This window comes from Marinobacter sp. (assembly GCF_052094685.1).
In the GTDB taxonomy this organism is placed as follows: domain Bacteria; phylum Pseudomonadota; class Gammaproteobacteria; order Pseudomonadales; family Oleiphilaceae; genus Marinobacter.
The window spans coordinates 1-25,161 of record NZ_JBQDKB010000004.1; the positions used below are offsets into that span (position 1 = coordinate 1).

Sequence of the window (25,161 nt, forward strand, 5' to 3'; positions counted from 1 at the left end):
CCATGGCGATCTTGGCTAGCAGGCCGAGGGTGGTGCTGTCGATGATTTCGGTTTCCGTGAGATCAATCACCACGGTTTTGAATTGCGGATCCAGGGTGATGGAGTCCACCAGATTGTCCAGCGTGCAACAAAGGTTCAGCCGGATTTCCCCAATAAACTTCAGGACGTATATGCCCTGTTTCTCAGCCTGTAGGATTTTATAACCAGCCATGTCTCACACTGCCACTATTTCAACGACGGGGTGTCTGACACTGAAACCGTATCAGTAACCGTCACAATACCGATGTCGTCCGGTAACTCTGTGATCTCGTCGAGGTTAAGAGCCTCGCTAAGAGATGCGACAGTGTGACGACCTCCAGATACGAGTTCAAGTAGTCTCTGCTCCTTTTCATCAAGACTCTTTTGGCGGATGACTTCGAGAATGCCATCCGAGAACAGAATCAAGTGGAAGGGTTTATCCAACGGCACCTTGTACACTTCCCACTGTGGAGTCTCAAAAAGTCCTACTGGAAGGCCACTGCCCTCCAGAAAAGCGGTTTCGCCATCTTCAAACGATAATACTGGCATCGGGAAGTGGGCGCCGACCGCATATTCTAATGTACGCTCACTAAGAGAAATAATACCAACAAAAATGGTGACGTGTTTACCCAGCCCGGTATCAAGCAATTCTGAGTTAACTCGTTCAAGAAACCGATCGGGATAAAGGATGTCGTCGCTAGACCCCCGGCGGAAGTTGCGCTGCAGGCGGTTGCTGAGGTTTTTCAGGAGTACGGTCACAAACGCAGAACTGGCCCCATGGCCAGACACATCGGCTATGTAAACCAGGGTTTTATCGTCGGTAAGCGGGAAGTAATCGAGGAAATCGCCGCTCAGATACAGAGACGGTTTAATCAGGTGGTCCACATACAGTCCGCCAGTCATCTGTTCTTTTTCTGGCAACATGCGCAACTGCACCTTGCGCCCCGCTCTCTGGTCGGCACGTAATTCGGCGATGCCGTCTCTGAGATCGCTGTTCGCGTCTTCGAGTTCCTGCCGGTAAAGTTGGTTTAGCCTCCTGACTCGAACCCGCTCAAGCAGTTTACGGATGACATCACTTAACGCGTTTTTGTCGTTACAACTGGGTTTGAGTAGAAAATCTGAAGCGCCGGCACGAATAGCATCCACCACATCCGTACTCGATTCGGTGGAAGAGCAAGCAACGATGGGAATGTAGGTTTCAGCCTCATCTAGACTGCCCGCAAGCTCCTGGATTCCCGTCGGTGCAAGGTCTGCAAAGATAATGTCGGGCGTGCTATCGTCGAACGACGCAAGCGCGGTAACGAGATTAGGGTAACCAGAAACGTAGAACCCCCGTGGTTCTAGGTAGCGTGCAAGTTCGGCGCGAGCCTTATCGTCTGCATCAATTATCAGTATTCGAACTAAAAGGCGCTCGGTGCGCGAGGTCATGGCTATTGCCCTAAACTACCAGCGATAAACGAAAAATGACGTGTCAAAATCTATTTTGGCATGCCCTTGTGATATAACAAGGCCAGTTTGGCGAAATCGGGAGATTCCTGCGAATGAGAAGAGCGGTAAATGACCTGTTAGGTGCCTATGACAAGCTGATCATGGATCCGGTTCACGGCGCGATTCCGCTATACAGGCATGAGATTCAGGTGATTGACCACCCATTGTTCCAGCGGCTACGTAATATCTGCCAAAACGACATCCTAAGCCTGGTTTTCCCAGGTGCAACCCATTCCCGCTTCTTGCACAGCATTGGTGTAATGCATGTGGGCACCCGCATGTTTCGCTCGATGATTGATGCCTATCTCCGAGAGCGTCAGTTGAGCGAGCAGACAGATCTAAGCCTGAGCCAGTTGGATGCCATAGATTATTTAGCCAAAACCATTCGCTTGGGCTGCCTGCTTCATGACAGTGGCCATTCCAGTTTCTCGCACCAATTCACACAGGCACAGCGCATTCGTAAACTGATGTCTCGGCCCGGTCGGTTTGCGGATTTGTGGGAAGGCGTTGATTATTCCGCCTACCACAGCGCAGAGCCAGAAGAACTCGAACATGAACACTATTCTGTGCGGGTTGCTCACGATGTGTTATCGGCGGTGGATTTGGATAGCGCCGGCATTCATGCTCAGGACGTCATCGGTATCATGGAAACCACAGATGTGACGCCTAGCAAAACATTTTGCCGGCACGCACGAACATTTTGGAGCTTTATTGCGGGTGCGGATGCCGAAGCCGGATCTCTGATCAGCGAAAACATCCCACGCTTGGTGCTGGACTTGCTCTCGTCCATTGTGTCTGGGGAAATTGACGCCGACCGCGCCGATTACATGTTACGTGACGGATTTCATTCGTCTGTCACCATTGGCGGCCTCAATCTCGATCATTTGCTTAGCAACCTGCGCTTTGGCTGGGATGAATCAAAACCTTGGTTGGGTCTAGCCATCACCCAAAAAGGCCTTGGGGCGCTTGAAGATTTTATTTACAGTCGCTACCAGATGTACCGCAAGGTGTATGCCCACAAAACAGCCTTGGGGTTTGACTGGCTGTTGCGCGAGGCAATCAACGAAGTTCTGGAAGATCCAGAAAGCTTTGAGTGGATCGATACCTGCTTGAGCAACATGCAGTACTTCGCCGAGCTTACCGACAGCTTCTTCTGGGAAGCCTTCCGAAAGGTGGCTCGCCGACGGCCAGAAAGCTTTTCCTTCTGCATCGTTAATCGCGTAAAACTGAATCATCTGGATACCCGTGAAGACCTCTCTTCCAGCGAAATAGCCGGCCATAGTGCCTGGCTGGCAGAGGCCATGGAGCTCAACCCTGCTCAGGTGGTTACCTGCTCCATGTACGCTCGTTTCTCCAATATTCAGGATAACTTTAACGGCATTAAAGTGCTGATTCGGGATCCCATTAACCGCACCCGCTCGCTGAAAAAGATCACGGATGTGAGTGCCTTTTTCAGCAAATTTAACGACAGCACCATTAGCCATTTTTACACCCGCCCAGACATCACAAAAAATACCGCGCCAGGCATTACGGGCTAACCGCGTTTTCCATGCACGCAGATACCAGGCTGCAGGCGCTGTCGAAGGCGCCTTCAACCCGACCACCGCTAAGCCAGTCACCCGCAAGGCCAATACCCTGCTCTTTAAACCAAAGGTATCCAGGGTTGGCGCCGCCTTCTGATCGGGCGTACAGCCACCGATGGGTGGCTGTGTCCGTAACCGCCACCTCGGTTCCGGTCAATTGGCGGAATGCGGCTATCATCTTTTCTGTTACTTGTTCTGGCGGAGTGTCTACATTCCGCTCGGTCCATTCTGCATTCGCGTGAAGAACCCACCATGCGCCGTTATCCTCCACATCAGACCTTTTGCGATCCGGTTTGCTGGAGTTGTTCGCTACCCAATAAAGCTCCGGGTGATCGCACCGCATTCCCTCGTGGTGGCGCCATGGGTTTTCTTCAAAGTGCGCGGCCACGGCCCAACACGGCAACACACGGCTTACTGCATCATCGAGCTGAGCAGCCAGTTCGGGTAGATCACTCTGGCTAAGTAAGTCCCTCGTCTGGGCAGGTGGCGCAGTAATAATAACCTGATCAAATTCACCCACCGGTTGCCCGTTGGTATCAAACAGAATCCAATCTTTTTCAATGGGTGCCAAACGCTCAATACGAGTTTCGGAAACCACGGTTACGTGAGCAGACAGCGCCCGAGAAATGGCGGTCATTCTGGGTGTACCTACATAGCGTGGCTCATCGGGGAACGCTTGCCACTGACCTTCTTTGTCCTGAAACCCGAATTGACCATTCCAGACAGCAAAGCTGCTGTCGCCGGCAAACTCGGAAAGAAACGGCAGAAACTCTGGATTTCGAGAGGTGAAGTACTGAGCGCCTATATCGGCGGAGCCATCTGTTATCCGTTTTGCAGCAAGCCTGCCGCCAGGGCCACGGCTTTTTTCAAACACCGTCACGTCGTGATTCTGTTGTTTCAACTTGATAGCTGCAGTTAGGCCAGCGAGACCTGAACCAATAACGGCAATGCGGCGTACATCTGTGCTACGAAGCGACTCATTAAACATGATTTATGGTGCATCCAAGTAGTGTGGTCAGAGCGTACAAACCATCAAGCAACCGAGCCGGTATATTCGGAAGACCTCGGTGCTCAGGTTCAATTCAGAGCAAAAAGGGCAATCAGGGTATGACCCGAGTGCAAAGCTTGTTTATCAATATTCTGAGGTGGTTCGATTCGGACGCCGGTTCGGATCACATAAACGCAAACTCCCGTGCCTTCAATGTTGTTCGCGTTATACCATTTTTAGCATTACACCTGGCGTGCCTGCTGGCCTTCTACACTGGCGCAAGTGCATTTGCTATTGGGTTTGCCGTCTTCTTTTTTTGGGTGAGAATGTTTGCCATTACCGGATTCTACCATCGGTACTTTGCCCACAAGACGTTTAAAACCAGTCGCGCCGCTCAGTTTATATTTGGAGTGCTCGGCGCCAGTGCCGCACAGCGCGGCCCCCTTTGGTGGGCTGCACATCACCGGCACCACCATCAGCACTCAGACCGGGAACAGGATCTGCACTCCCCTCATCAGGGAGGCTTCTGGTGGTCGCACATGGGTTGGTTTACCTGCGATGCCGGCTTTGTTACAGATGAACGGCGTGTACGCGATTGGCTTAAATTCCCCGAGCTGAAGCTCATCAATCGTTTCGACGCACTGGTTCCGGCCGCAGCAGCCATTCTAATTTACGGCTTGGGCGAAGCGCTTGCAGTGTGGGCGCCAGGGCTTGGTACTAACGGTTTACAGATGCTGGTTTGGGGCTTTTTTATATCCACTGTTGCGCTGTTCCACGCCACCGTCTCAATAAACTCCCTTTCCCACGTCTGGGGCAAACGCAGATTTGATACCCCTGACGACAGCCGCAACAACTTCTGGCTTGCCCTGCTAACTTTGGGCGAAGGCTGGCACAACAACCATCATCGCTGGCCTCAATCCGTTCGGCAGGGGTTTCGTTGGTACGAAATCGATGTCACCTGGTACGGGCTCTGGGTATTGTCAAAAATGGGCGTTATCTGGGAGCTAAACCCGATACCTCAGCGTATTCAAGAAGAGACCCGTCAACTTGACCACACGAGGAGGGTGCATAAATGACAACCGTCCCAACAATTGAAGTAGGCAGCCCCCATTCAGCCGTGCCCGGCACCCTGGAGAAATTCAAGAGCCTGTTTAATGAACTGGACAAAGGCAATCTGAATAAACTGCCAGATGTGTACAGCGAGGACATAGGGTTCCAAGATCCGCTCGGTGCCGTGAAAGGTCTTGATGCGTTAACGCAGTACTTTGCAGGAGCTTACGCCAATGTTATTTCCTGCCGCTTCGCCTACAAGGATGCCGTGGTGCAGAACAGCTTTGCCACGATTCCCTGGGTCATGCATCTGCGTCACAAACGTATTCGCGGCGGGCGCGAGATACAGGTAGCCGGCATTAGTCACTTGCAGGTTAAAAACGGCAAAGTTTGCTATCACCGGGATTACTTTGATGCGGGCCAACTACTTTATGAAAACCTACCTGTGGTTGGTGGCGTTATCCGGTGGGTGAAAGGTTATGCAGGATGAGTGAGCGCCTCGACACCGTATCCAACATCTGGATTACCGGTGCCAGCTCCGGCATTGGTGAATCCGTAACCCACGCTCTGATTCGTGGCGGGCATAAGCTTGTCGTTACCGGCCGCCGGCCTGAGCCTCTGGAACAGATAAAGACCCTAGCGCCAGAACGCATCACGCCTGCCGTGGCGGATACTACCAGCAAGGATAACCTGCAAGCCATTGCGCCATTTCTGGAATCCCACGGCAGTTTGAACATGGCCATTCTCAACGCCGGTACCTGCGAGTATCTCGATATCGCCGATTACAGCAGCGATGTGATCGAGAAAAACATAGACACCAATGTGGTTGGTACGGCCCGTTGTGTTGAGGTCGCCCTGCCCGCGTTACGGCGCACCCGCGCCAAAGGGTTGCCCGCCACGTTGGTAATTGTGGGCTCGTCAGCCTGGTGGTTCCCCTTCGCCCGGGCGGAAGGCTACGGCGCCTCAAAAGCGGCATTGGCCTACTTTGCACACAGTTTGCGGGCGGATCTTTCTGCCGAAGGAATTGATGTGGTTTTAGTGTCTCCTGGCTTTGTGAAAACGCCACTAACCGAACGTAACGACTTCCCGATGCCGTTTCTGGTGACGGCGGAGGATGCGGCCGAGCGCATCATCAGCGGCCTTGCCAAGGGCCACAACGAAATCGCCTTCCCGAAGCGCTTCACATGGATTCTGAAGTGCCTGGGCGCCCTGCCTCAGTCATTGATTGATCGCATGGCCGCCTCCATGGCCCGCAAAAGCTCCAGCGAACAGGAAACAAAGGAATGAGCAACGAACGTCAGCGTATTGCTGTTATCGGTGCGGGAGTGTCTGGCCTCACGGCGGCATGGCTTCTCGCGGAAAAGCATGATGTAGAAATCTTCGAAGCGAACGATTACGCCGGTGGCCACACCAACACGGAGTATGTCGAGGCAGATGGACGTACCTGGCCAATAAATACCGGCTTTATCGTATTCAATGACTGGACCTACCCAAATTTCATGCGCCTCATGGAGCGCTTGGGCGTGCCCTCTGAAGTCAGTGAGATGAGCTTTAGTGTGGGCTCCAGCGCCACGGGGCTGCAATACAACGGGACCAGCTTGAACAGCCTGTTCGCCCAGCGTAAGAACCTGCTAAACCTACCTTTCCTGAACATGGTGCGGGAAATTTTGCGGTTCAACAAAGAAACCCGCGCGGACATGGCCGCCGGCAGGGTTAAACGCACTGAAACATTGGGTGAGTACCTGAGCCGTAACGGTTATTCACGGTATTTTCGAAACAACTATATTGTCCCCATGGGCGCGGCAATATGGTCAGCGCCAGAAATCGTGTTAGAGCAATTCCCGATACGTTTTTTCCTGCAGTTCTTCAACAATCACGGCATGCTGTCGGTAGACGATCGCCCCACTTGGCGCGTTATTTCTGGCGGTTCTGAGCAGTACGTAAAGGCCATGATGGAGCGCCTAGGTGACCGCACGCACCTGAACACACCGGTGCAAGCTGTAAGCCGGAGCGAGAGTGGCGTTACGATCAAAACTGAAGGCCAGACCCACGAGTTCGATCACGTTATTTTTGGCTGCCATAGCGATCAAGCCCTAGCCATGCTCACAGATCCCAGCGACCAAGAACGTGACATCTTAGGCGCCATTCCCTATCAGAAGAACGATGTAGTTCTTCACACAGATCACAGCGTGTTGCCAGAAAACCGCAGAGCCTGGGCCGCGTGGAACTACTTTATCCCAATGCACAGCACTGAGCCGGTGTCTGTTACCTACAACATGAACACATTGCAAAATTTCCACGATGCCCCGGAGACCTTTTGCGTCACTCTCAACCGCAGTCACGACATTGCCCCAGACAAGGTAATTAAGCGTTTCAGTTACGCTCATCCGGTGTTTACGCTCGGCGCAGTTGAGGCTCAGGAGCGCTACCAAGAGATAGGCAATAAAAACCGCACACACTATTGCGGCGCATATTGGTTCAACGGTTTTCATGAAGATGGCGTGCGCAGCGCGCTGCGGGTAACCAATGATTTTGGAGTGGAGCTCTGATAATGGGCAGCCAATGGCTATTAGGCTCAATTCGGCACCGGCGCCTGTATCCGGTTCAGCATGAGTTTGAATACCACACCGGCATGTTGGCACTAGACACAGACGAGTGGCACCAGGTTGCCAACGCAAGCCCATTTTTTTCCTTGGAGCGTTTCAACTGGATGTCCCTGAAGCGCAAAGACTATTTCCGACCTGAGGCAGGTGATTTATCAGAAGCTGTACGCGAACAGGTAGAAACAGCAACTGGCTGGCGCCCTGACGGCGCAGTGGAGCTGATTACCCACCCTCGCTACGCCGGTTATGTGTTTAATCCGGTCAGCTTCTACTTCTGTTATAGCGCTGGTGAAAGCGGTGCCAATGGCGACGTTCCAGCTGTAGTTTTGGCACAGATTACCAACACACCCTGGAACGAACGTCATGTTTACTGCCTAGAAAGCGTCGGCAGCGAGGCAAACTCTGCTGGCTGGCGAACCGAAAAGTTCGGGTTCACCAAGCGCTTTCATGTTTCGCCGTTCAACGCCATGGCGCAGCACTACGAGTGGACGTTTAACTTCCGGGGACCAGAGTTAAGAATCCACATGAACGTGCTGGAAGAAGGCAAAAAGCATTTTGATGCCACTCTGGTCGTCCACCGAACATCACTAACACGTAAAACTCTTCATAAAAGTTTGCGCCGGTTCCCTGTGGAAGCGCTCAAGGTGGCCGCCGGTATCTACTGGCACGCCCTGAAGCTAAAGCTTAAGGGCGCCCCGTTCTACACCCATCCAGACAAGCTGGCGGAAAGTGACCCGGCTTACAGCCTTGGAAGTGTCGATCACGGTGTAGACGTAACCAGCGTTGACGACTCAAACAAGACTCGAGGAAAGGTAAGCTCATGGAGAACATGAACACATCGGCCAGTCGTATCGCCAACTCCCAACAGGCCAACTCCCTGGCCAGCCGTGTTGCCAAAAAACTTGTTATCCAGCAGCTCCGGCAGTTGGGGGAAGGCACATTGACTATTCGGGAATCCAGCATGGACGACCTGGTTTTTGGCGATGGCAACAACGATCACCAACCTGCAGAGCTGATTATTCATCATCAGAGCACATGGCAGGATTTGCTAACCGGAGGAAGCGTTGGTGCTGCCGAAGCCTACGTGGCCGGTGACTGGTCGTCACCCGATCTGGTTGCATTGCTCCGGTTCTTTACCCGCAATATTGATCGCATGAATGAATTTGAGGATCGGTTCAGCTGGGTAACCAAGCCAGCGCTAAAAGGCCTGCACTGGCTTAACCGAAACACCAAAGACGGTTCCAGAAAGAACATCAGCGCCCATTATGATCTGGGTAATGATCTGTTCGAGACATTCCTCGACCCTACCATGATGTATTCCTCTGCCATTTACCCAAGCGAGGAATCAACGCTCGAAGAAGCTGCAGTTCACAAGCTGGACACCATATGCACGAAGCTGGACTTGCGGCCAACGGATCGGGTGATCGAAATTGGAACCGGCTGGGGCGGCTTTGGCATACACGCGGCGAAGCACTATGGCTGCCATGTAACCACCACCACAATCTCAAAAGAGCAGCTCGAACTTGCTCAGGAGCGTGTTCGCAGTGAAGGCCTGGAAGATAAAATCACCCTGTTGTTCGATGATTACCGCGATCTTTCAGGCCAATTCGACAAGTTGGTTTCCGTCGAAATGATCGAAGCCGTAGGGCCACAATTTCTCGACAGCTACTTCGGCCAAATTAACGCCCTGCTAAAACCAGACGGCTTAGCCCTTGTTCAGGCCATTAATATGCCGGAACAGCGTTACCAGCGCGCATTAAAGAACGTGGATTTTATTCAGCGCTTTATTTTCCCCGGAAGTTTCATCCCATCGTTCGGCACCATACTGGAATCGGTGCGTAACGAGTCGAACCTGGTTCTTACCCATTCAGAAGATGCGGGGTTTCATTACGCCCGCACACTCAGAGACTGGTGTGATCGTTTTATGAATAACTGTGAAAAGCTTGAATCCATGGGATACGACCATGCTTTTCGTAAGCTGTGGCACTTCTACTTTGCTTACTGCGAGGCGGGGTTCAACGAGCGTGCTATAGGCGTGTCGCAGCTGGTTTTCGCCAAACCCGGTAACAAGCGGCAGAACATACTGAGCTTATGATCACTTCAGAAGCCGCTCGCAATGCGCTGAATTTTATGATTTTTCAGATCGGATGGTTTGCCTGCGTGGTTTACCCCGATATGCTTGGCCCGGTATTGGTTGTGGTGTTCCTGCTCATCCACTTTGTGTTTGTGAGCCAAAATCGCTTTAAGGAACTTCAGTTTATAGGGCTGGGAACAGTTGTAGGCTCGCTGCTCGATGGGCTCTGGTTCCGGCTTGGAATACTGGACGACGGCAGCGGAGCAGTATTGATCACTCCGCTCTGGCTGGTCGCTATCTGGGCTATTTTCATGACAACCCTCAGCCACTCCTTAAACTGGATCAGTCGCAAGGTCTGGCTGGCTTTTTTGTTTGCACCTTTTGCCGGTTCATTCGCCTATTGGTCTGCCAGCAAAATCGGTGGCGTTGAGCTGCCCGCGCTGGTCCCCTCACTCATCGCATTGGCTCTTGGTTGGCTGGTGGTGTTCCCGCTTCTGCTGTTTGCCCGCAAATCACTTTACCCGGAACTGTCATCGTGAACTTAAACCCAGGGTATTTACCTGTTTTGGTCGCACTTTCGGTACCTGTGTCTGCCGACGTTTTTCAGTTTACTGGATCTGCACAAACCCTGGACGGGAAAGCGCTCTATGAAGAACAACACAGGATCCAGGGCGCCTGCGATAACGGGATTTTTCGACCACTTGAGCACAGAGTGACGTATGTTCGCCAAGCTGAAGAAGGAGAAGAGACCTTCGCTGAAAAAGAGCTCGATTACAGCCAGTCTGACATTCGCCCCACGGTAAATTACCAGCAACCGAATTTTCAGGAGTCCCTGAAAATATCCTATGCGGGCTCGGAGGCGGTAAACGTTGTATGGCAACCGCCCAGTGGCGATATAGAACGCTCCAACGTAGACATTTCAGATAACCTTGTGGTTGATGCGGGTTTTGACAACATGGTGCGCCAGAATTGGGACAGGGTTGTAAGCGGCGAACCCGTTAATTTTCGTTTTCTGGCACCAACCCGGGGAACGGATTACGCGTTTATTCTCGAATCCGTACAAAGCTATGCAGTAAACGCGGATTACGTGGTGCAAATCCGCCCGGATAATTTCGTACTTAAGTTTCTGGTGGACCCCATCGTCCTCGGCTACAACAACCAAGGTGCCCTCACAGCCTATTCAGGCCTTACCAACGTGCGCGAAAACGCTGACCAGAACTACACCGCAACCATCCGCTATGTTATTAGCACTTACCCGGAATGTGAGCTGACTCCTTGAACCTGTCCTCTTCGGGAAGGCAATACCGTGGTTTCTATGTGTTAAACTCCTGCCGCAACCAACGCCGGAGAGTTTTCAGGAGAGCTTTCAGCCATGATGTTTGTGTCTTTTAACGCCAACAGTATCCGTACCCGCCTACACCAACTTGAAGCTCTGATCGAAAGCCATAACCCCGATGTTATCGGCATTCAGGAAACGAAAGTAAGAGACGAAGAGTTTCCGGTTGAGGCCATTCGTGAACTGGGCTATCACGCACATTTTCACGGCCAAAAAACCCACTACGGAGTTGCGCTGCTTTCCCGAGTAGAGCCAGACCAGGTTTTTAAAGGCTACTCCGGTGATACCGAAGACGCCCAGCGCCGGCTTATTACCGGCCAGTTTACCGTGAACGGTGAGAAGCTTACGGTGGTCAACGGGTATTTTCCTCAAGGTGAAGGCCGAGACCACCCAATAAAATTCCCTGCCAAAAAGAAGTTCTACGCTGATCTGATGGCCTACCTGGACGAGCTTAAAGCGCAGGTCGGCCACGTGTTAGTCATGGGCGACATGAATATAGCGCCTACCGATAAAGACGTGGGTATAGGCCCAGACAATGCCAAGCGCTGGTTGCGCACCGGGAAGTGCGCCTTTCTTCCCGAGGAGCGGGAATGGCTAAGCCAGATTGAAAACCGAGGCTATACTGATGTGTTCCGGCACCTTCACCCGGAAGATACACAAACATTCAGCTGGTTTGATTATCGCAGCAAAGGCTTTGATAAAGACCCTAAGCGAGGCCTACGAATCGACCTGATTATGGCCAACCACAGTCTGTTACCCAAAGCCCGGGAAGCGGGGGTGTCTTTAGGCTTTCGTGGGATGGAACGGCCATCTGACCATTGCCCGGTTTGGGCAAGCTTTGACCTTTAAGGATTAACCGGGCGCCACATGAAAAAAGTAAAAACCCGGGACCGCATACTCAACACCAGCCTGCTGTTGTTCAATAGCAAGGGCGAACCCAACGTGACAACGTTGCTGATCTCGGATGAGCTGGATATAAGCCCCGGCAATTTGTATTACCACTTTAAGAGCAAGGGCGACATTGTCGAAGAGCTGTTTACAGCGTTTGAAGCGGAGATGTTGGACTTGCTTGCCGTTCCGGAGGATGTAGATATCAGCTTGGATCAACAGAGCTTTTTTCTGCACCTGTTATTTGAAGCCGTGGCCCGCTACCGATTTTTGTACCAGGATCTGGTTAACGTTCTGTCTAGATATGAGCGTTTACAAATCCGCTTCAGGCGAGTTTTGCAGAAAAAAACAGCAGCATTCCGAAGTATTTGCGAAAGCCTGCGGCGCCAGAACATGATGTGTATTGATTCGGAAGAACTGGATTCACTGTGTGAGCAACTTACCCTGACGGCTTGTTACTGGAGCGCATTCGATACGCTCTCTCACTTGGATAATCGGGAGTCCGTTGACCCTGGCCGAGGCGTGTACCAGATGATGCATTTGATGCTGCCCTATTTTGCACCTGAGCAGCAAGAACACGCGAAATTGATCAGCCGGGACTATCTTTAGTTAGTCACAGTTCAGTCTGTAGCAAGTCACAGCTCAGCACTACTCTTCTTCATCCCTGCCGTTACTGTCTCTGAGCACGGACAATTCAGCTTCCAGCGCTTCTATTCTGCCCTCAAGCGCTTCAACATCTTCCCTGCTAGGGATCCCTAGCCGGCGCAACGCTCCAGACACCCGATCGTCGAACAGGTGCTCTAACCTATCCCAAGTGCCGGTTGCACGGTCGCGCACTCCCTCAACCCGATCTTCCACTGAACGGATCTGCTTCTCCACTACGCCGCGGGTTTTGTTTTCTAGCTGCTCACCTTCCTGAACCAGTCGATCGAAGAAACGGCCGGTATCTTCCTCTGCCTTGTTATAGGCACCTAAGCCGGCAAGCCAGATCTGACGGGCAGAATCTTTTATTTTTCCGGCCAACTGCGGATCATTTTCGGGATTCTTGTCGTTTTCATCTGACATGTAACAACCTCTGGGAAGGAAAAATGCACTTGAAGTGCCATTATATTACAGCTTGCGGCCAAATTCAGTCCGGCTGAAAGCCGCATAGCCACGGGCTTCAGTATAAAGGCGCTTTCCATATGACAAAATGTTGCTACGCAAAACCGAAACAAGCTTGAAGTGTTCAAAATATAGTCAATACTTGAGTATACCGGAGTCCCTGCTGACACCGGTTTGTCTGGAAGTCTTTAATGGATACTACTCGCACGCCTCTGCCCGGCCTTCCAGCCGGGCTTTTTTTAAATGTTATATCCGCATATTATATGCTTATTCCACAATAAACCTTATTTAGAGAATGCCTAATGATTGACATTGCCTGGAGTAATTTTACTCCTTGGACTGCACTTGCTGGCGGTGTGCTAGTGGGTCTCGCCGCCGCAGGCTTTCTTCTTCTGAATGGCAGAATAGCCGGAATAAGCGGCATTCTGGGCGGCTTGCTTACCCGTTCTGCCGGCGACAGAAGTTGGCGATTTGCCTTTTTGGCGGGCCTTATCGGTGCGCCAGTTTTGTGGATGCTGGTCGCGCAGTTACCGCCCATTGAAATAGAGGCTGGATACCCTGCCCTTATTATCGCTGGCCTTCTTGTGGGTATCGGCACTCGCTATGGCTCGGGCTGCACCAGCGGACACGGCGTGTGTGGCCTATCCCGATTTTCGCCCAGATCATTGGCGGCAACTGTCAGCTTTATGTTCGCGGGATTTGTAACCGTTTTCGTTATTCGACACGTTTTGGGAGTGTAATGTCATGAAAGCTGCTGTTGCCGCATTATTTTCAGGTCTGCTTTTTGGCTTTGGCCTTATTGTCTCTGGCATGGCAAATCCTGAAAAAGTCTTAGGCTTCCTCGACATTACAGGACTATGGGACCCCTCGCTTGGTTTCGTGATGGGAGGAGCCATTCTCGTTGGTGTTGTCGCATTTACCATCGCACGAAAACGAACGCTGTCATTTCTCGGCCTGAACATGAAAGTACCGGGCCAGTCTCAGATAGATAAACGCCTGGTTATAGGTGGCTTACTATTCGGTATTGGCTGGGGTATCGCAGGCATCTGCCCCGGGCCAGGGCTGGTGGGCCTAGGCGCGGGCGAAATAAAATCCGCTGTATTCGTGGTCTCTATGTTGGCCGGTATGGGTATATTTGAACTGATTGAACGTAAAAGATCTGGTGCCCGCTCCGGTGAGTCAAATGATGGCTTGAGCACGACGATTTAAGACTGAGCTGATTGGCTTTGTATCGTTCTGACAGATGTCGTCAGCTATGAGATGATGATGGCATTGCATATTTCCCGAATCCGGAGACGAAAACCCATGGATATCCGAAAAATCGATGACACAATTTCCGTCGCTCCCCAGATTACCTACACAGATGTAGCAGAGGCAGCCAGGCTTGGCTTCAGAACCCTGGTTGCCAACCGCCCGGATAAGGAAGAATTCGGCCAGCCTGCGATGGCGGACATTGAAGCTGCGGCCCTCGAAAATGGCATGACCTGGGTTTACATGCCCGTCGAATCGGGGAATATCTCAGACGAAGACGTTGATCGTTTTGGTGCAATGATCCAGGATTCTGAAAAGCCCGTATTGGCTTTTTGCCGTTCCGGAACTCGTTGTACTGTGCTTTGGGCGCTGAATGCTGTTCGCACTTCTCCAGCCCAAGATATTTTCGACAAAGCCCGCAGTGCCGGTTACGACATCAGCGGACTTGCCCCGCGCATGGCTCAGCAGTCTGAGAACCAGTAATTACCGACCAGTTCCAAACGATCAACGCTTAGGATTCACCCTCCCATGCAATACAAAGGTTCAGAAAACTTCCGACACAACAAATCGGAGCGGATTGGCGTGCTGGTAACCAACCTGGGTACGCCAGATGCCCCAACCCCTTCCGCTCTAAGGCGATATTTAGCAGAATTCCTCTCCGATCCCAGGGTTGTTGAGTTGCCTCGCGTACTGTGGTGGCTGATATTGCATGGGGTCATTCTTCGCATCCGCCCAAAACGCAGCGCTGCGGCCTACGCCAGTGTGTGGCAGCCCGAAGGATCGCCACTGCTGATCCATACTGCAAAGCAGGCAGAAGGCATACAGGATGCGATGAAAAAGAAGTATGGTTCGGACGTAGTTGTGGGATTTGCGATGCGTTATGGCAACCCCTCTATTCCGAGGGTGCTTGACGAAATGCAGCAGCAGGGCGTGAGAAAGCTGGTAGTGCTACCACTTTACCCGCAGTACTCCGCCTCCACATCGGCCTCCACCTTTGATGCCATAGCAAAATACTTTTCGACGCTCCGTTGGCTGCCGGATTTCCGATTTGTTTCTCATTATCCGGATTACGCGCCGTATATTGAGGCAATGGCTCAGCATATCAAAAACCACTGGGCCAGCCACGGTCGCAACCAAAAACTTGTGCTGTCCTATCATGGAGTGCCACTGAAATACCTGACCAAGGGCGACCCCTATCATTGTGAGTGCCACAAGACTTCTCGGCTACTGGCAGAGCGGCTTGGCTTGGAAGAAGAAGACTATATAACCACCTTCCAGTCCCGCTTTGGCAAAGAGGAATGGCTCAAGCCCTATACCGACGAAACGCTTAAAGCATTTCCCGGCCAGGGAGTGAAAACCATTGATGTGTTCTGCCCAGGCTTCTCAGCCGACTGCCTGGAAACCATTGAAGAAATTGATGAAGAGAATCGCGGCTATTTTATGGAAGCCGGTGGTGAAGGCTTCAGCTATATCACCGCTCTGAATGCGACACCCGGGCACATTGATGCTTTGGTACAATTAATAGAAGAGAACCTGCAAGGCTGGCAGTCTCCGGATAACCAGCCTGAAACGCTGGCTACTCGACAACAGCTCTCAGACAGGCAAAAAGACGCCATATACCCCGGCCGAAATCTTTGAATACACAACTCGGTGGCGCCGATTAAGGCGCTTCTGAGCCGTGGCCTAGGTCTGTCACAGACTACCTAGCGCCCTACTCTCCCTCTTTACCCTTCTGCTCCTGCTCCGTATCTGAAAGATCCGGCATGGACTCGCAAAATGTGCATTCATCAATATCCACACCTGCTCCGCCGGCTTCCACGTAGCGCACCCGGTGGCTGGCTTTGCCACGATTAGTAGAAACAGCAAATTTACGATTCCGACGACCGACGGTGTCGGTGTTTTTATCTGTATTTTCTCTATCCATTAACATGATTTTCTCCCTAGTATTCCTGCATCGATAGCCGTCACTACATCCTCAGCATACAACAGAAATCGGCTCGATTCGGGCCCTCACGACCGGGGTCACAACCCACTGGGCCTAGATTACAGCGAAGTTCCCAGCAATGATTCAACTGTAACAACACAGCGCTTGTGGGATCGATCTCGAGCCCTAGCCTACTCGCACGAAGGCCGAAATCTGGTATCGTTGTGCTTGGGTTAGTTGTCGGTAGCCCATGACTCTCTTCACTTTAGTCGGTAAAGTGAATGAAGATACCGGCCACGGCCCTCCTGACCCGATAATCCAACCGACTGTTTATTCGATAATTTAATAATGCATCACAGGGGTTACAGATTGAACTGCCTATGCGCGGCCGGACCAAGAGGAGGGATTTTTTCGAACATGGAAAACTGCGGTAACAATAACTTCCAGGCCTTGAACCAAGAAGAAAACGCGGTACGGAAACCTGCGCACTGGAATGCGCCTCAGCTCTTTATAGATCTTTCGGTAAATGAAAGGATTTTTCTGAGCATTGTCGAGGGCCTCCTCAACACAAAGAAGAAAATCGTGACCAAGGCCCTCTCGCTTCTTTTCGTAAAAATCGAAATGTGCGCCGACATCAAGTTCTGCGTCTTTTCGGAGTGTAAGTGTGTAATCCATTACGTTGACAGAATTCGAGCTTTAACAGCGGCCCATGCGTCTCCGCACTTCTGATCTAACTCAAATGACTGCAATCGCTGGTCGAGCTCCTGTTTCTGGAGCTCAGTAAGTTCGATTTCCGAACCTTCCGCAACCACGCTGTCCCACAGCGCTTCTGCGAGAATAATGCGTTCAGAAATGGTCAATGATTGAATTTCCATAATTCACCTCTATTCAGAACAGTTCAAAATCAATCCTACCACACAGCATTTGAGGTTAAGATCCTGGGTGACAAACCCACGATCAACATCTTACAGCCCTTTCCTCACACAATGACCAAAGCGCCGAAATTCATGCCGTAACTGGTGCCTCCAAAGCTTGCTTACTGGAGATGCTCAAAGATTCCCGATATTCAGCCGCCTCTGCTTTCATTGTCCAGTGTATTTCATTCATGTCATGCTGCTCTGCGGCTTGTCGAATCTCGGCCAGATTCAGATTAAAGAACTCCTTTCGAGAATTTACTTTGTTTACCGAAGCATCATCAAACCGCCGATGCAATGCTTTCTCCAGCGCCGGAGCATCGTCACTGTAGATCATCGCGTGGACATCGAAATCAAATGGAACGGAGGCATCACCCAGCTCTTTAACCCGATCTTTGGGCTCCAGCCTGCGCGTCATGCCAATTTTAAAAACGTTTTCACCAAAACTACCGATGTTACTGATAACGTAGACATGGCCACGTTTTGTTTGCTGTGCCATCGAAATAGCCCGCTGCCCCCTGCTCTCCGCTTCACCCAATTTGGTCTCCAGTTCCGCAAGTTGGGCTTCGTACTCCGCCCTCTGCTCACCGTGAGCAGAGGCCAGTTCTTTTCGGGCAGCTTCCAAGGCCTTCTGTAGCATGCGCTCTTCTTTTTCAGCCTCCTTAATAGCCTTTTCCATTTCACGGCGAGCTTTTTCTTCCTCTCGCATTTGCTCGCGAATGGCCCGCTGCTCCTCACGCTCGATCTGTTTTAGTTCATGAGTCGCAACTGCCCACTGGAGTTCGTCCAACCGAGTTTCAAAGTATTCCTGATTAATTCGGGCGTTTCGGAAGGGCATGCCGTTGTGATTCACCAAGGCGAAAGCATCCAGAATTTCCTGCTTAATCTTGCCATAGTTGTCGTGCTTTACCTTGGCAATTGCTGAATCAACCTTACCGTTGAAGGCATCCACCGCGAAGTGTATTGCAAAGGCTCGACGGTTCGCTTCCGCATAGTCACAAGCCCCCGCATTCCCATGTTTCACCATATCGCGAACGCGCTTCCGGGCCCGTTTCAGCTGTTTGCCCGCTTCTTTATGGCTGTATTCGTCCGCCAGGTCATCCAAAACCGCATGGTTTGGAATGATATAGTCATCTTTGTAGCCCTGAATAGTGTTCCGCATGGCAACCACCGTGGCTTCATACAGATCAGCCTTACCCTTGGCAGCCATTGCATCCCCAGCCACCTCCTCAGCCTGACGCCTCGCAAAATCGAGTATCCTCTCTGACTCCCCTCGACCCGACGCCTCAATCTGTTCAGCTCTCAATTTTGCATCTTTGAGAGCGACTTTTGCTTCAGTACTGATATGGCCAGCTTCCTCTTTCGCCGCTCCCAGCCTTTGCTCAGCTTCCGAGTACAGGCGGTCCGCGTCACTTTTAATTGCCCGTGCCTGCATTTCTGCTTTATCAAGTAACAGCTGCACTTGCTGTTCCATGTCGGTAATTGGCTTGTACTTGGCATTGAGTTCAGTACTGTATTGCTCGGCGCCCCTCTTTCGCTCTTCAGCCTTCTTCAAAGCCATTGTCGCTTTGACGAGACTTTTCTTCATGGCGTTTCGGCTACGCCTCGAAAACCACGCGACCGCAACCGGAGTGAAGAACATTAAAAGGGTGACGATGACGACGATGGCATCAACTGCTGGGGTTGTTACTTCCATGCTTTATCCTTTTTATGGCTTTAGTTTTCCAGTAACGAGCGAGACAACGCGATGGCCCCTTAGTCCTCGAAAACTACCTTGAGCTTATCTGCCTTCACGTCGCCCATTCATTGCGGATTTTTCAACAGCGCCGTCCCGACATTTTTCATTAAACTGGACTCTGACCGTATCCGCAGGGCAGTCGGTTTCGCAGTAACTAATAGTTAAATCAAGGTCGCCAGCCAAAGACTGCGTACTTTATGCCGCCAACTGAGTGAGCGCCTCTTCCGCTAAATTCACACCTACCATACGGTTTTATTTTTACCTGCAAACTGTGTGCACTGATAATTTGACAATTCATTGCATTGCGCCGCTCACTTCCGCAAAACTGTCGCTGGTTAAAGCAAACCACCATTCCGGCCCAAAAGGCATTGCCATCCCAGCCGCCGGAATAATCCAGCCCTTAAACGCAGTGCGGGAGGATGGCATTGCCGTTAAAACCAGAAAAACTGGCAGGCGCGGTATTATCGCTTGGATTCCAGAGCTGAGAAAAGCGGTTGCGGATCTGAAAGCCGGCAACGCAAAGCAGGGGTTGAGCCTTGTGTGCGACCGTTTCGAAAAACCGGCCAAGGATTCAGCGTTTGACAACCGCTGGGGCGCCAGTATGCCCAAAGTGCTTGAGGAAACGAAGCTTACGGAAAGATTCACCGAACACGACTGAAACACGCCACTGAGCTGGACGAGGCCGGCGGAAACGCTACAGACAACCTGCTTCATGACGATAGTCGGACGACCAAGACCTATCCCAGATCCCGAAAGCGGATATAGATAACGCCTTTTATTCGCCAAAAAGCGACCAAATAATACAGGTTATATAGAGGGGTTTCCGGAAATCACTTTATACAACTGTATAAAAACCGTTTTATACAAGCTGTTTAGGGAGCCTTTCGGCGGGGTTAGCGAGATAATGTAAGAGGCTGCTTTGAAAGGGAAAATGGCGGTGGGCCAGGGATTCGAACCCCGGGAAGGCTACAAACCTTCGGCGGTTTTCAAGACCGCTGCATTCGGCCACTCTGCCAGCCCACCGTTTTTCCATCGCTGCCTAGCGACAGCGGTGTGCATCATACCGGAATTGTCTGTGCTGTCAACGCCCTGCACAAAACTCCATGGATATTTAAACATTAACTGTCTTTAATGGAATCTGGCGACCACTTTCCTGTCCTAAATGATTGAAAGTTCAGAATTCGACATTATTATGGACTGTAATTCCAGGTGATTGGCGTTTATCAGGCTCTGTGCCTGACGCCAGTAACCAAATAAGCTGGATTAAACCGGAGATCAGAATGCAAAACAGACAGTACAATGTTCAGCAGAACCGCAACGGCATGATTGCCCGCGGGTCCGCTACCGCACCTATCAGTGCTTCTGCGACCAAAGTTCTGCGAAACACTTACACCCTGCTAGCAATGACACTGGTATTCAGTGCGGTTATGGCAGGTGTTTCCATGTCTATCGGCCTCAGCCAAGGCGCAAGCCTCGTATGCAGCCTGGGCGCACTCGCTCTGATTTGGCTGGTATTGCCACGTACTGCTAACAGCTCTGCCGGCATTGCTGTTGTGTTCGCTTTCACGGGCCTGCTCGGAATGTCTCTTGGCCCGATTCTGATGTACTACCTACAGTTCTCTAACGGCGGGCAAATCATCATGCAGGCCCTTGGTGGGACTGGGCTCGTGTTCTTCGCCCTGTCTGGCTATGTGCTGACCACTAAGAAAGACTTCAGCTTCATGCGCGGCATGCTGGTTGCCGGTCTTGTTGTGGTACTGGTTGCAGCCCTAGGCTCTATGGTGGCTGCAATGTTCGGCGTTGAGATCACTGCTATCAGCCTGGCCATCAGTGCTGCGATCGTATTCCTGATGTCCGGTTTCATCCTGTATGATACTAGCCGTATCGTAAACGGTGGCGAAACCAACTACATCATGGCAACCACTGGCCTGTACTTGAACATCTATAACCTGTTCGTGAGCCTGCTGCACCTTATCGGTGCCTTCTCCGGCAACGATTAATATCCGGCGTACTTCGCGCCACTCAGTTTGCAAAAACCTCGGCCTTTGCCGGGGTTTTTGCTATTGGTACACTGGACGTATCTCAGGCTGAAACTGCACTCAGGCAAAAAACTGGAACCATGACTGCTATCCCACTACAAAACTACACCCTGGTCATCACCGGAGCGCCCTATTCTTCTCAGGCGCCACAAACAGCCTTGTCATTCGCTCGGGCTGCGCTTACTGCAGGCCATACACTAGACCGGGTATTTCTCTATGGTGATGGAGTTCATCTTGCCTCCGCACTCTGCGCGCCGCCTTCCGATGAAACCCATTGGCCAAGCGAGTGGGCAAGATTCCTGAAGGATAACGCTATACCCGGGTTTGCCTGTATCGCCTCCGCATTAAGGCGTGGGCTGGTAGATAGTGCAGAGCAAAAACGCTATGAACTGCCGGCCAACAACCTTCTGAAACCATTCATTATTGCCGGGCTTGGTGAGTGGGTTGAAGGCACTATGGCGTCGTCCCGGGTTCTATATTTCCACGCAGGAGGCTGAACATGAACACGCTAATTGTAATTGACCAACCTCCATACGGAAACTGGGCTGGGCGCGAAGCCCTCGACATGGCCTTTTCTCTGTCTGCGTTTGATCAGTCCGTATCGATGCTTTTTATGGGGGCGGGGGTTAACTGGCTACGAAAAAACCAAGAGACAGGCGAAATTGCACAGAAGTCTGTGGAAAAGAACCTTTGCGCAGCACCAATTTTTGGCGTAGAAACCCTGTACGCAGACGCAGCAGCCTGTGCCCAATATGGGCTTACTCTGGAAGACATGGTGGCCGGTGTGGCCTTAGCTCAGAGCAGCGCCGAACTGCTGCAACAACACACACACACTGCCTTTGCCGGTTGATTTTCTAATCACGCTCTAACAGAGCCGGAACCCGTTATGATACCCATTTATACCCTTCACATTCTAAACAAGGCACCCGAGCATCCCCGCACCGCAAAATGCCGGCATGCGCTCAGACCGGGCGATGCGCTACTGCTCACTGAGAGCGCCGTGTTGGCCCTGCCAACGCCACGCGACCACAACCTCGCCATCCCCGTGTATGCTCTAGCACAAGACGCTACTGCCCGCGGTGTTGGACAATGTAGCGGGGACGTCACGTTGGTGGATTACCCTGCCATGGTTAATTTGACGGCTCAGGCCCAGAACGTAATCAGCTGGTGATCCATGACAGATGCCATAATGCCCGCAAGAAACAATGAGGGTTTTCTCGAAAACGCAAATGCGTGGACGCCCGAAGTTGCAGCGGCTATTGCCGAAGAAAATCACATAACTCTTGAACAAAAACACATTGAAATCATTGAGTTCCTGCGCTCATTTTATAAAGCACATGAAATATCACCTCCCTCTAACCGGCTGTTTGTAAAAGCGGTAAAGGAGGCTTTCGGTGAAGACAAAGGAAATAGTATATATCTTATGCAACTGTTTCCGGGCACCCCTGCTAAAACAGCCTGCCGGATAGCAGGCCTACCAAGACCAACTAACTGCTTGTAGGGTTATTTTGGTGGCGGCTTTCGCTGCTCCATATCGGCAGCACCACCCAATAGACTACTAAGTCCATTCTCGAACAGACCCGAACCGAACTTGAGGAACTGCCGGGTAGATTCTTTTGCGGTGCCGTCCCAAGCGCTTTCGGGCATTTCCCGGATGGTTTCAGCCACACCCTTTTTTACCCCGAGCGCCACTCGTGGTTCAATTTCCTCTGATGCCGCAATAAGCTCTGCTACCTTTCGATCCAGATAGGGCCGAATCGCCTGCGCCCAGAAGCCCCAAAGAACAACAAAGACGGCAACAGCCGTCACAAAAAACTGCGCAATGAGTAATGCCCAGGCAGACATGGCGCTCTCCTTTTGATCAATGCTATGTGCACGATGATCTGTAGTGGCCTGTATGGCTCAGTAACCGTTGAATAGCTCGGAGCCTATATTGGCAGATAGGTAAGCGCAAAGAACTGAGCAGCCCCAGCCAGCGCCCCGAATATGCCACCTATAAACATGAGCTGAACCTCTTCTTCGCGAAATGCGGGGCGAAGTATATCTTGAAACTCGGCTGGCCGAAGCGCCTTCATCTGCCCGGATAATACCCCCGCGACAACCGGCGCCCGCTCCTTGTTGAAACCGGGATCGCTGAACACATCGTGGGTGGCAAGTATCGCCTGCTCATTCATCGCTTTCTTCAGCTCGGTATAGCCACTCATACCCACGGTTACCTGGGCTCCGAGTTTCATCAACAGAGAGTTATCCAACAAAGGCCTTAGATGCTTTTGTATAATGGCTCTTGTGCGATCACCCCGGTTACCACTAATCATAGCGTCGGCCACTTTCTCTACCGTGATCAACTCCTCGGCAACCAGTTTTGCCCAGATTTCGCTAATTTCTGGCTGGCGTCGTAAAAATAAGCCCTGAATCTTCCAGAACAGAAATCGACGGGGCTTTAACGGCGCAAAAATCAGATTGATAGCAAGCCAGTTCGTAATAAAGCCGATCACAAACCCGCCAACTGGCAAAAGCCAAGGTGTTGGATAGATCGACCAGACTGGCGCAAGGCCGCAGCCCAGCAGTCCACCAATAATTGCCCCACGATTGATAACCGACCTGAGCTCAACCGAACCCGCCTGCTGAAATATGCGATTCATCAGATCCGGGTGCTGCTTCAGCTCGCGGCTCAACAGGACTTTTAGGTCGACAAGCTCATCAAGATCATCCCCAAAATCATCAACCAGATCTTCGACCCGAGCCGGTAATTGTTCCCTGGCCCACTGGTAAATCCGGCGACGGAGAAATAACGGCAAGTTATCCCAAAGAACGGGCTGGATTTCGTACATAACTTCATTAATATACTCATCCAACCTGGGCGTAACCTGGGAGATTACTTGTTCGATAATGCGCTGGGGTTCAAGCTTTTGATAAACAGCGTTTAGGTCGCCGAATTGCCGAAGCGTTCGGTCGATACAGATGTGGGCCATTTTCTCGGACTTGCGCGGTATAACACCCTGCCAGCCAATGACGCCAACACCAATAAACTGTACCGGATAAAATGACATCTGAATGGCAAGCCAGTTAGTAAACCAGCCTACCACAGCGGCCATGATGGGCACGGACAGAAGCGCAGCGTCAAACAAGAGGAACCCCGGTTATACAAAAGCAGATGAAGAATCTGCCGATCATGCGACAGTCAAAGCTCTGTAACATTGGCCGAGCCGCCATTGTCCTACAGAAAAAGTGCGGCAACGAAATTTTGGGGCTGAACTTGGCGTTCAAGCAGGTTTTCAGAATGTTACTGACAGGACAAGGGTTGGTGCTCCGAAAACACCTGCAAATTCCTCTACAGATACTTCCGGAGTCGAGCAAACGACGCCTACTGGTAGTATGCGTTTTCAGTCTGTGTGTGATCCGTCACATCACGAACGGCTGTTATTTCAGGCACCCTGTCTTTGAGCGTCGTCTCGACACCCTGCTTCAGGGTAAGACTCACTGCAGAACAGCCCTGACAACCGCCACCAAAGCGCAGAACTGCAACAGATTCATCTACGATCTCAACCAATGAAACATCGCCGCCGTGGGAAGCCAGGTTTGGATTGATTTCTGAGGCCAGCACGTAGTTCACACGATCTGGCAGTGGCGCATTTTCATCTACGCTTGGAACTTTAGCGTTCGGCGCTTTGATTGTCAGCTGGCCACCCATCTGATCCTTGGAGTAATCCACATACGCTTCTTCGAGAAACGGTACGGAGTTGTGATCCAGAAATAACGTGAATTTCTCCAGATCCACCTGTTCGTCCGTGGGTACAATTTCGTTGGGCGGGCAATAAGCCAAGCAGGTTTCAGCATTTTTGGTGCCTGGCTGCGTTACGAAAATTCGCACACCCATGCCTTCCACATCCTGCTTTTCAATAAGTTGCGCAAGATAATCCCGTGCGGGATCTGTCACAGTAACCAATGCCATGTTTTCAACCCGTTGGTAAGTTTAAGTTCATTTTAAGGGAGTTCGCGGCAACATGAAAGACCAAGTAAATTAGTGGGTCTTTCATTCACAATATACTCTCCCTTACCACGCTCGCCTCGAGTTAAACTTGACGCAAGTGAAGAATAACTGCTGCCGGCACTACGACTGGCACCGGCAATTTTGCTATCATCCCGCGCCATTGAAGCAAATA

At 51.5% G+C, this 25,161-nt stretch carries 32 protein-coding genes and 1 tRNA gene; 21 read left to right on the forward strand and 12 right to left on the reverse strand.

Annotated features, from left to right (window positions below; genetic code table 11):
* Both ACTH3S_RS01445 and ACTH3S_RS01450 read right to left on the reverse strand, forming a co-directional pair.
* On the reverse strand, positions 1-211 hold a 211-nt coding region (locus ACTH3S_RS01445; RefSeq protein ID WP_441807241.1), incomplete at its 3' end, for an STAS domain-containing protein.
* A gap of 14 nt (positions 212-225) precedes the next feature.
* The gene (locus ACTH3S_RS01450) at positions 226-1,446 is read right to left on the reverse strand and encodes a PP2C family protein-serine/threonine phosphatase (protein ID WP_441807242.1); all 1,221 of its coding nucleotides are present in this window, start codon (positions 1,444-1,446) and stop codon (positions 226-228) included.
* A 113-nt stretch (positions 1,447-1,559) separates the two neighbouring features.
* Between ACTH3S_RS01450 and ACTH3S_RS01455 the strand changes: the two genes are divergently transcribed.
* A complete protein-coding gene (locus ACTH3S_RS01455; RefSeq protein ID WP_441807243.1) occupies positions 1,560-3,044 on the forward strand; it encodes an HD domain-containing protein in 1,485 nt (494 codons plus the stop codon).
* On the opposite strand, the gene ACTH3S_RS01460 is transcribed toward ACTH3S_RS01455, so the two are convergent.
* Positions 3,034-4,077: an NAD(P)/FAD-dependent oxidoreductase gene (locus ACTH3S_RS01460; protein WP_441807244.1), complete on the reverse strand. Its 1,044-nt coding sequence runs from the start codon at positions 4,075-4,077 to the stop codon at positions 3,034-3,036. The genes ACTH3S_RS01455 and ACTH3S_RS01460 overlap by 11 nt on opposite strands.
* Positions 4,078-4,196: 119 nt before the next feature.
* Here ACTH3S_RS01460 and ACTH3S_RS01465 point away from each other — a divergent pair, with 119 nt between their 5' ends.
* From ACTH3S_RS01465 to ACTH3S_RS01510, 10 genes are all read left to right on the forward strand, one after another.
* Entirely contained in the window at positions 4,197-5,153 is a 957-nt protein-coding gene (locus ACTH3S_RS01465; protein WP_441807245.1) for an acyl-CoA desaturase, read from the forward strand.
* Positions 5,150-5,617, forward strand: a complete 468-nt coding sequence (locus ACTH3S_RS01470; RefSeq protein WP_441807246.1) for a nuclear transport factor 2 family protein — start codon at positions 5,150-5,152, stop codon at positions 5,615-5,617. Before ACTH3S_RS01465 ends, ACTH3S_RS01470 begins: the two co-directional genes overlap by 4 nt.
* Positions 5,614-6,414 (forward strand): SDR family NAD(P)-dependent oxidoreductase, encoded by an 801-nt coding sequence (locus ACTH3S_RS01475; protein WP_441807247.1) that lies wholly within the window; start codon positions 5,614-5,616, stop codon positions 6,412-6,414. The genes ACTH3S_RS01470 and ACTH3S_RS01475 overlap by 4 nt, the downstream gene beginning before the upstream one ends.
* The gene (locus ACTH3S_RS01480; RefSeq protein WP_441807248.1) at positions 6,411-7,676 is read left to right on the forward strand and encodes an NAD(P)/FAD-dependent oxidoreductase; all 1,266 of its coding nucleotides are present in this window, start codon (positions 6,411-6,413) and stop codon (positions 7,674-7,676) included. Before ACTH3S_RS01475 ends, ACTH3S_RS01480 begins: the two co-directional genes overlap by 4 nt.
* Before the next feature lie 2 nt (positions 7,677-7,678).
* On the forward strand, positions 7,679-8,563 hold the full coding sequence (locus ACTH3S_RS01485) for a DUF1365 domain-containing protein (protein ID WP_441807249.1): 885 nt from the start codon (positions 7,679-7,681) through the stop codon (positions 8,561-8,563).
* Positions 8,551-9,825, forward strand: a complete 1,275-nt coding sequence (locus tag ACTH3S_RS01490; RefSeq protein ID WP_441807250.1) for a class I SAM-dependent methyltransferase — start codon at positions 8,551-8,553, stop codon at positions 9,823-9,825. Before ACTH3S_RS01485 ends, ACTH3S_RS01490 begins: the two co-directional genes overlap by 13 nt.
* Positions 9,822-10,343: a DUF2878 domain-containing protein gene (locus ACTH3S_RS01495; protein ID WP_441807251.1), complete on the forward strand. Its 522-nt coding sequence runs from the start codon at positions 9,822-9,824 to the stop codon at positions 10,341-10,343. The genes ACTH3S_RS01490 and ACTH3S_RS01495 overlap by 4 nt, the downstream gene beginning before the upstream one ends.
* A complete protein-coding gene (locus ACTH3S_RS01500; RefSeq protein ID WP_441807252.1) occupies positions 10,340-11,083 on the forward strand; it encodes a hypothetical protein in 744 nt (247 codons plus the stop codon). The genes ACTH3S_RS01495 and ACTH3S_RS01500 overlap by 4 nt, the downstream gene beginning before the upstream one ends.
* Positions 11,084-11,176: 93 nt before the next feature.
* Positions 11,177-11,989: an exodeoxyribonuclease III gene (gene xthA, locus ACTH3S_RS01505; RefSeq protein ID WP_441807253.1), complete on the forward strand. Its 813-nt coding sequence runs from the start codon at positions 11,177-11,179 to the stop codon at positions 11,987-11,989.
* An 18-nt stretch (positions 11,990-12,007) separates the two neighbouring features.
* Positions 12,008-12,637, forward strand: a complete 630-nt coding sequence (locus tag ACTH3S_RS01510; RefSeq protein ID WP_441807254.1) for a TetR/AcrR family transcriptional regulator — start codon at positions 12,008-12,010, stop codon at positions 12,635-12,637.
* 39 nt (positions 12,638-12,676) lie between these two features.
* On the opposite strand, the gene ACTH3S_RS01515 is transcribed toward ACTH3S_RS01510, so the two are convergent.
* Complete coding sequence (locus ACTH3S_RS01515; protein WP_441807255.1) at positions 12,677-13,093, reverse strand: phasin family protein; 417 nt, start codon at positions 13,091-13,093, stop codon at positions 12,677-12,679.
* A gap of 341 nt (positions 13,094-13,434) precedes the next feature.
* Between ACTH3S_RS01515 and ACTH3S_RS01520 the strand changes: the two genes are divergently transcribed.
* From ACTH3S_RS01520 to hemH, 4 genes are all read left to right on the forward strand, one after another.
* Positions 13,435-13,872 carry a YeeE/YedE family protein gene (locus ACTH3S_RS01520; protein WP_441807256.1) on the forward strand — a complete coding sequence of 146 codons (438 nt, stop codon included), beginning with the start codon at positions 13,435-13,437 and terminating at the stop codon, positions 13,870-13,872.
* Between the two features lie 4 nt (positions 13,873-13,876).
* Positions 13,877-14,341 (forward strand): DUF6691 family protein, encoded by a 465-nt coding sequence (locus tag ACTH3S_RS01525; protein ID WP_441807257.1) that lies wholly within the window; start codon positions 13,877-13,879, stop codon positions 14,339-14,341.
* Between the two features lie 96 nt (positions 14,342-14,437).
* Positions 14,438-14,866: a TIGR01244 family sulfur transferase gene (locus tag ACTH3S_RS01530; RefSeq protein ID WP_441807258.1), complete on the forward strand. Its 429-nt coding sequence runs from the start codon at positions 14,438-14,440 to the stop codon at positions 14,864-14,866.
* A 45-nt stretch (positions 14,867-14,911) separates the two neighbouring features.
* A complete protein-coding gene (gene hemH / locus ACTH3S_RS01535) occupies positions 14,912-16,021 on the forward strand; it encodes a ferrochelatase (RefSeq protein ID WP_441807259.1) in 1,110 nt (369 codons plus the stop codon).
* A gap of 73 nt (positions 16,022-16,094) precedes the next feature.
* On the opposite strand, the gene ACTH3S_RS01540 is transcribed toward hemH, so the two are convergent.
* From ACTH3S_RS01540 to ACTH3S_RS01555, 4 genes are all read right to left on the reverse strand, one after another.
* Positions 16,095-16,313: a hypothetical protein gene (locus ACTH3S_RS01540; protein ID WP_441807260.1), complete on the reverse strand. Its 219-nt coding sequence runs from the start codon at positions 16,311-16,313 to the stop codon at positions 16,095-16,097.
* A gap of 372 nt (positions 16,314-16,685) precedes the next feature.
* Positions 16,686-16,982, reverse strand: a complete 297-nt coding sequence (locus ACTH3S_RS01545; RefSeq protein ID WP_441807261.1) for a type II toxin-antitoxin system RelE/ParE family toxin — start codon at positions 16,980-16,982, stop codon at positions 16,686-16,688.
* Positions 16,982-17,182, reverse strand: a complete 201-nt coding sequence (locus ACTH3S_RS01550; protein ID WP_441807262.1) for an addiction module protein — start codon at positions 17,180-17,182, stop codon at positions 16,982-16,984. The genes ACTH3S_RS01545 and ACTH3S_RS01550 overlap by 1 nt, the downstream gene beginning before the upstream one ends.
* A gap of 130 nt (positions 17,183-17,312) precedes the next feature.
* Positions 17,313-18,917 (reverse strand): DUF4041 domain-containing protein, encoded by a 1,605-nt coding sequence (locus ACTH3S_RS01555; RefSeq protein ID WP_441807263.1) that lies wholly within the window; start codon positions 18,915-18,917, stop codon positions 17,313-17,315.
* Between the two features lie 328 nt (positions 18,918-19,245).
* On the opposite strand from ACTH3S_RS01555, the gene ACTH3S_RS01560 reads away from it, so the two are divergent.
* On the forward strand, positions 19,246-19,617 hold the full coding sequence (locus ACTH3S_RS01560; protein WP_441807264.1) for a hypothetical protein: 372 nt from the start codon (positions 19,246-19,248) through the stop codon (positions 19,615-19,617).
* 274 nt (positions 19,618-19,891) lie between these two features.
* Here ACTH3S_RS01560 and ACTH3S_RS01565 read toward each other — a convergent pair.
* Positions 19,892-19,982, reverse strand: a tRNA-Ser gene (locus tag ACTH3S_RS01565).
* Positions 19,983-20,239: 257 nt separating this feature from the next.
* On the opposite strand from ACTH3S_RS01565, the gene ACTH3S_RS01570 reads away from it, so the two are divergent.
* The 5 genes from ACTH3S_RS01570 (at position 20,240) to ACTH3S_RS01590 (ending at position 22,499) form a co-directional block, all read left to right on the forward strand.
* Entirely contained in the window at positions 20,240-20,959 is a 720-nt protein-coding gene (locus ACTH3S_RS01570; RefSeq protein WP_441807265.1) for a Bax inhibitor-1/YccA family protein, read from the forward strand.
* A gap of 119 nt (positions 20,960-21,078) precedes the next feature.
* Positions 21,079-21,495 (forward strand): sulfurtransferase complex subunit TusD, encoded by a 417-nt coding sequence (gene tusD / locus ACTH3S_RS01575; RefSeq protein ID WP_441807266.1) that lies wholly within the window; start codon positions 21,079-21,081, stop codon positions 21,493-21,495.
* Positions 21,496-21,497: 2 nt separating this feature from the next.
* Positions 21,498-21,848 carry a DsrE family protein gene (locus ACTH3S_RS01580; protein ID WP_441807267.1) on the forward strand — a complete coding sequence of 117 codons (351 nt, stop codon included), beginning with the start codon at positions 21,498-21,500 and terminating at the stop codon, positions 21,846-21,848.
* 36 nt (positions 21,849-21,884) lie between these two features.
* Positions 21,885-22,169: a sulfurtransferase complex subunit TusB gene (gene tusB, locus ACTH3S_RS01585; protein ID WP_441807268.1), complete on the forward strand. Its 285-nt coding sequence runs from the start codon at positions 21,885-21,887 to the stop codon at positions 22,167-22,169.
* Between the two features lie 3 nt (positions 22,170-22,172).
* A complete protein-coding gene (locus ACTH3S_RS01590; RefSeq protein WP_441807269.1) occupies positions 22,173-22,499 on the forward strand; it encodes a TusE/DsrC/DsvC family sulfur relay protein in 327 nt (108 codons plus the stop codon).
* A gap of 2 nt (positions 22,500-22,501) precedes the next feature.
* Here the strand turns inward: ACTH3S_RS01590 and ACTH3S_RS01595 are convergent, their stop codons facing one another.
* From ACTH3S_RS01595 to nfuA, 3 genes are all read right to left on the reverse strand, one after another.
* Positions 22,502-22,843, reverse strand: coding sequence for a hypothetical protein (locus ACTH3S_RS01595; RefSeq protein ID WP_441807270.1), 342 nt, complete (start codon positions 22,841-22,843; stop codon positions 22,502-22,504).
* Between the two features lie 83 nt (positions 22,844-22,926).
* A complete protein-coding gene (locus ACTH3S_RS01600; RefSeq protein WP_441807271.1) occupies positions 22,927-24,126 on the reverse strand; it encodes a DUF445 domain-containing protein in 1,200 nt (399 codons plus the stop codon).
* Positions 24,127-24,362: 236 nt separating this feature from the next.
* A complete protein-coding gene (gene nfuA, locus ACTH3S_RS01605; RefSeq protein WP_441807272.1) occupies positions 24,363-24,950 on the reverse strand; it encodes a Fe-S biogenesis protein NfuA in 588 nt (195 codons plus the stop codon).
* Between the last annotated feature and the right edge of the window lie 211 nt (positions 24,951-25,161).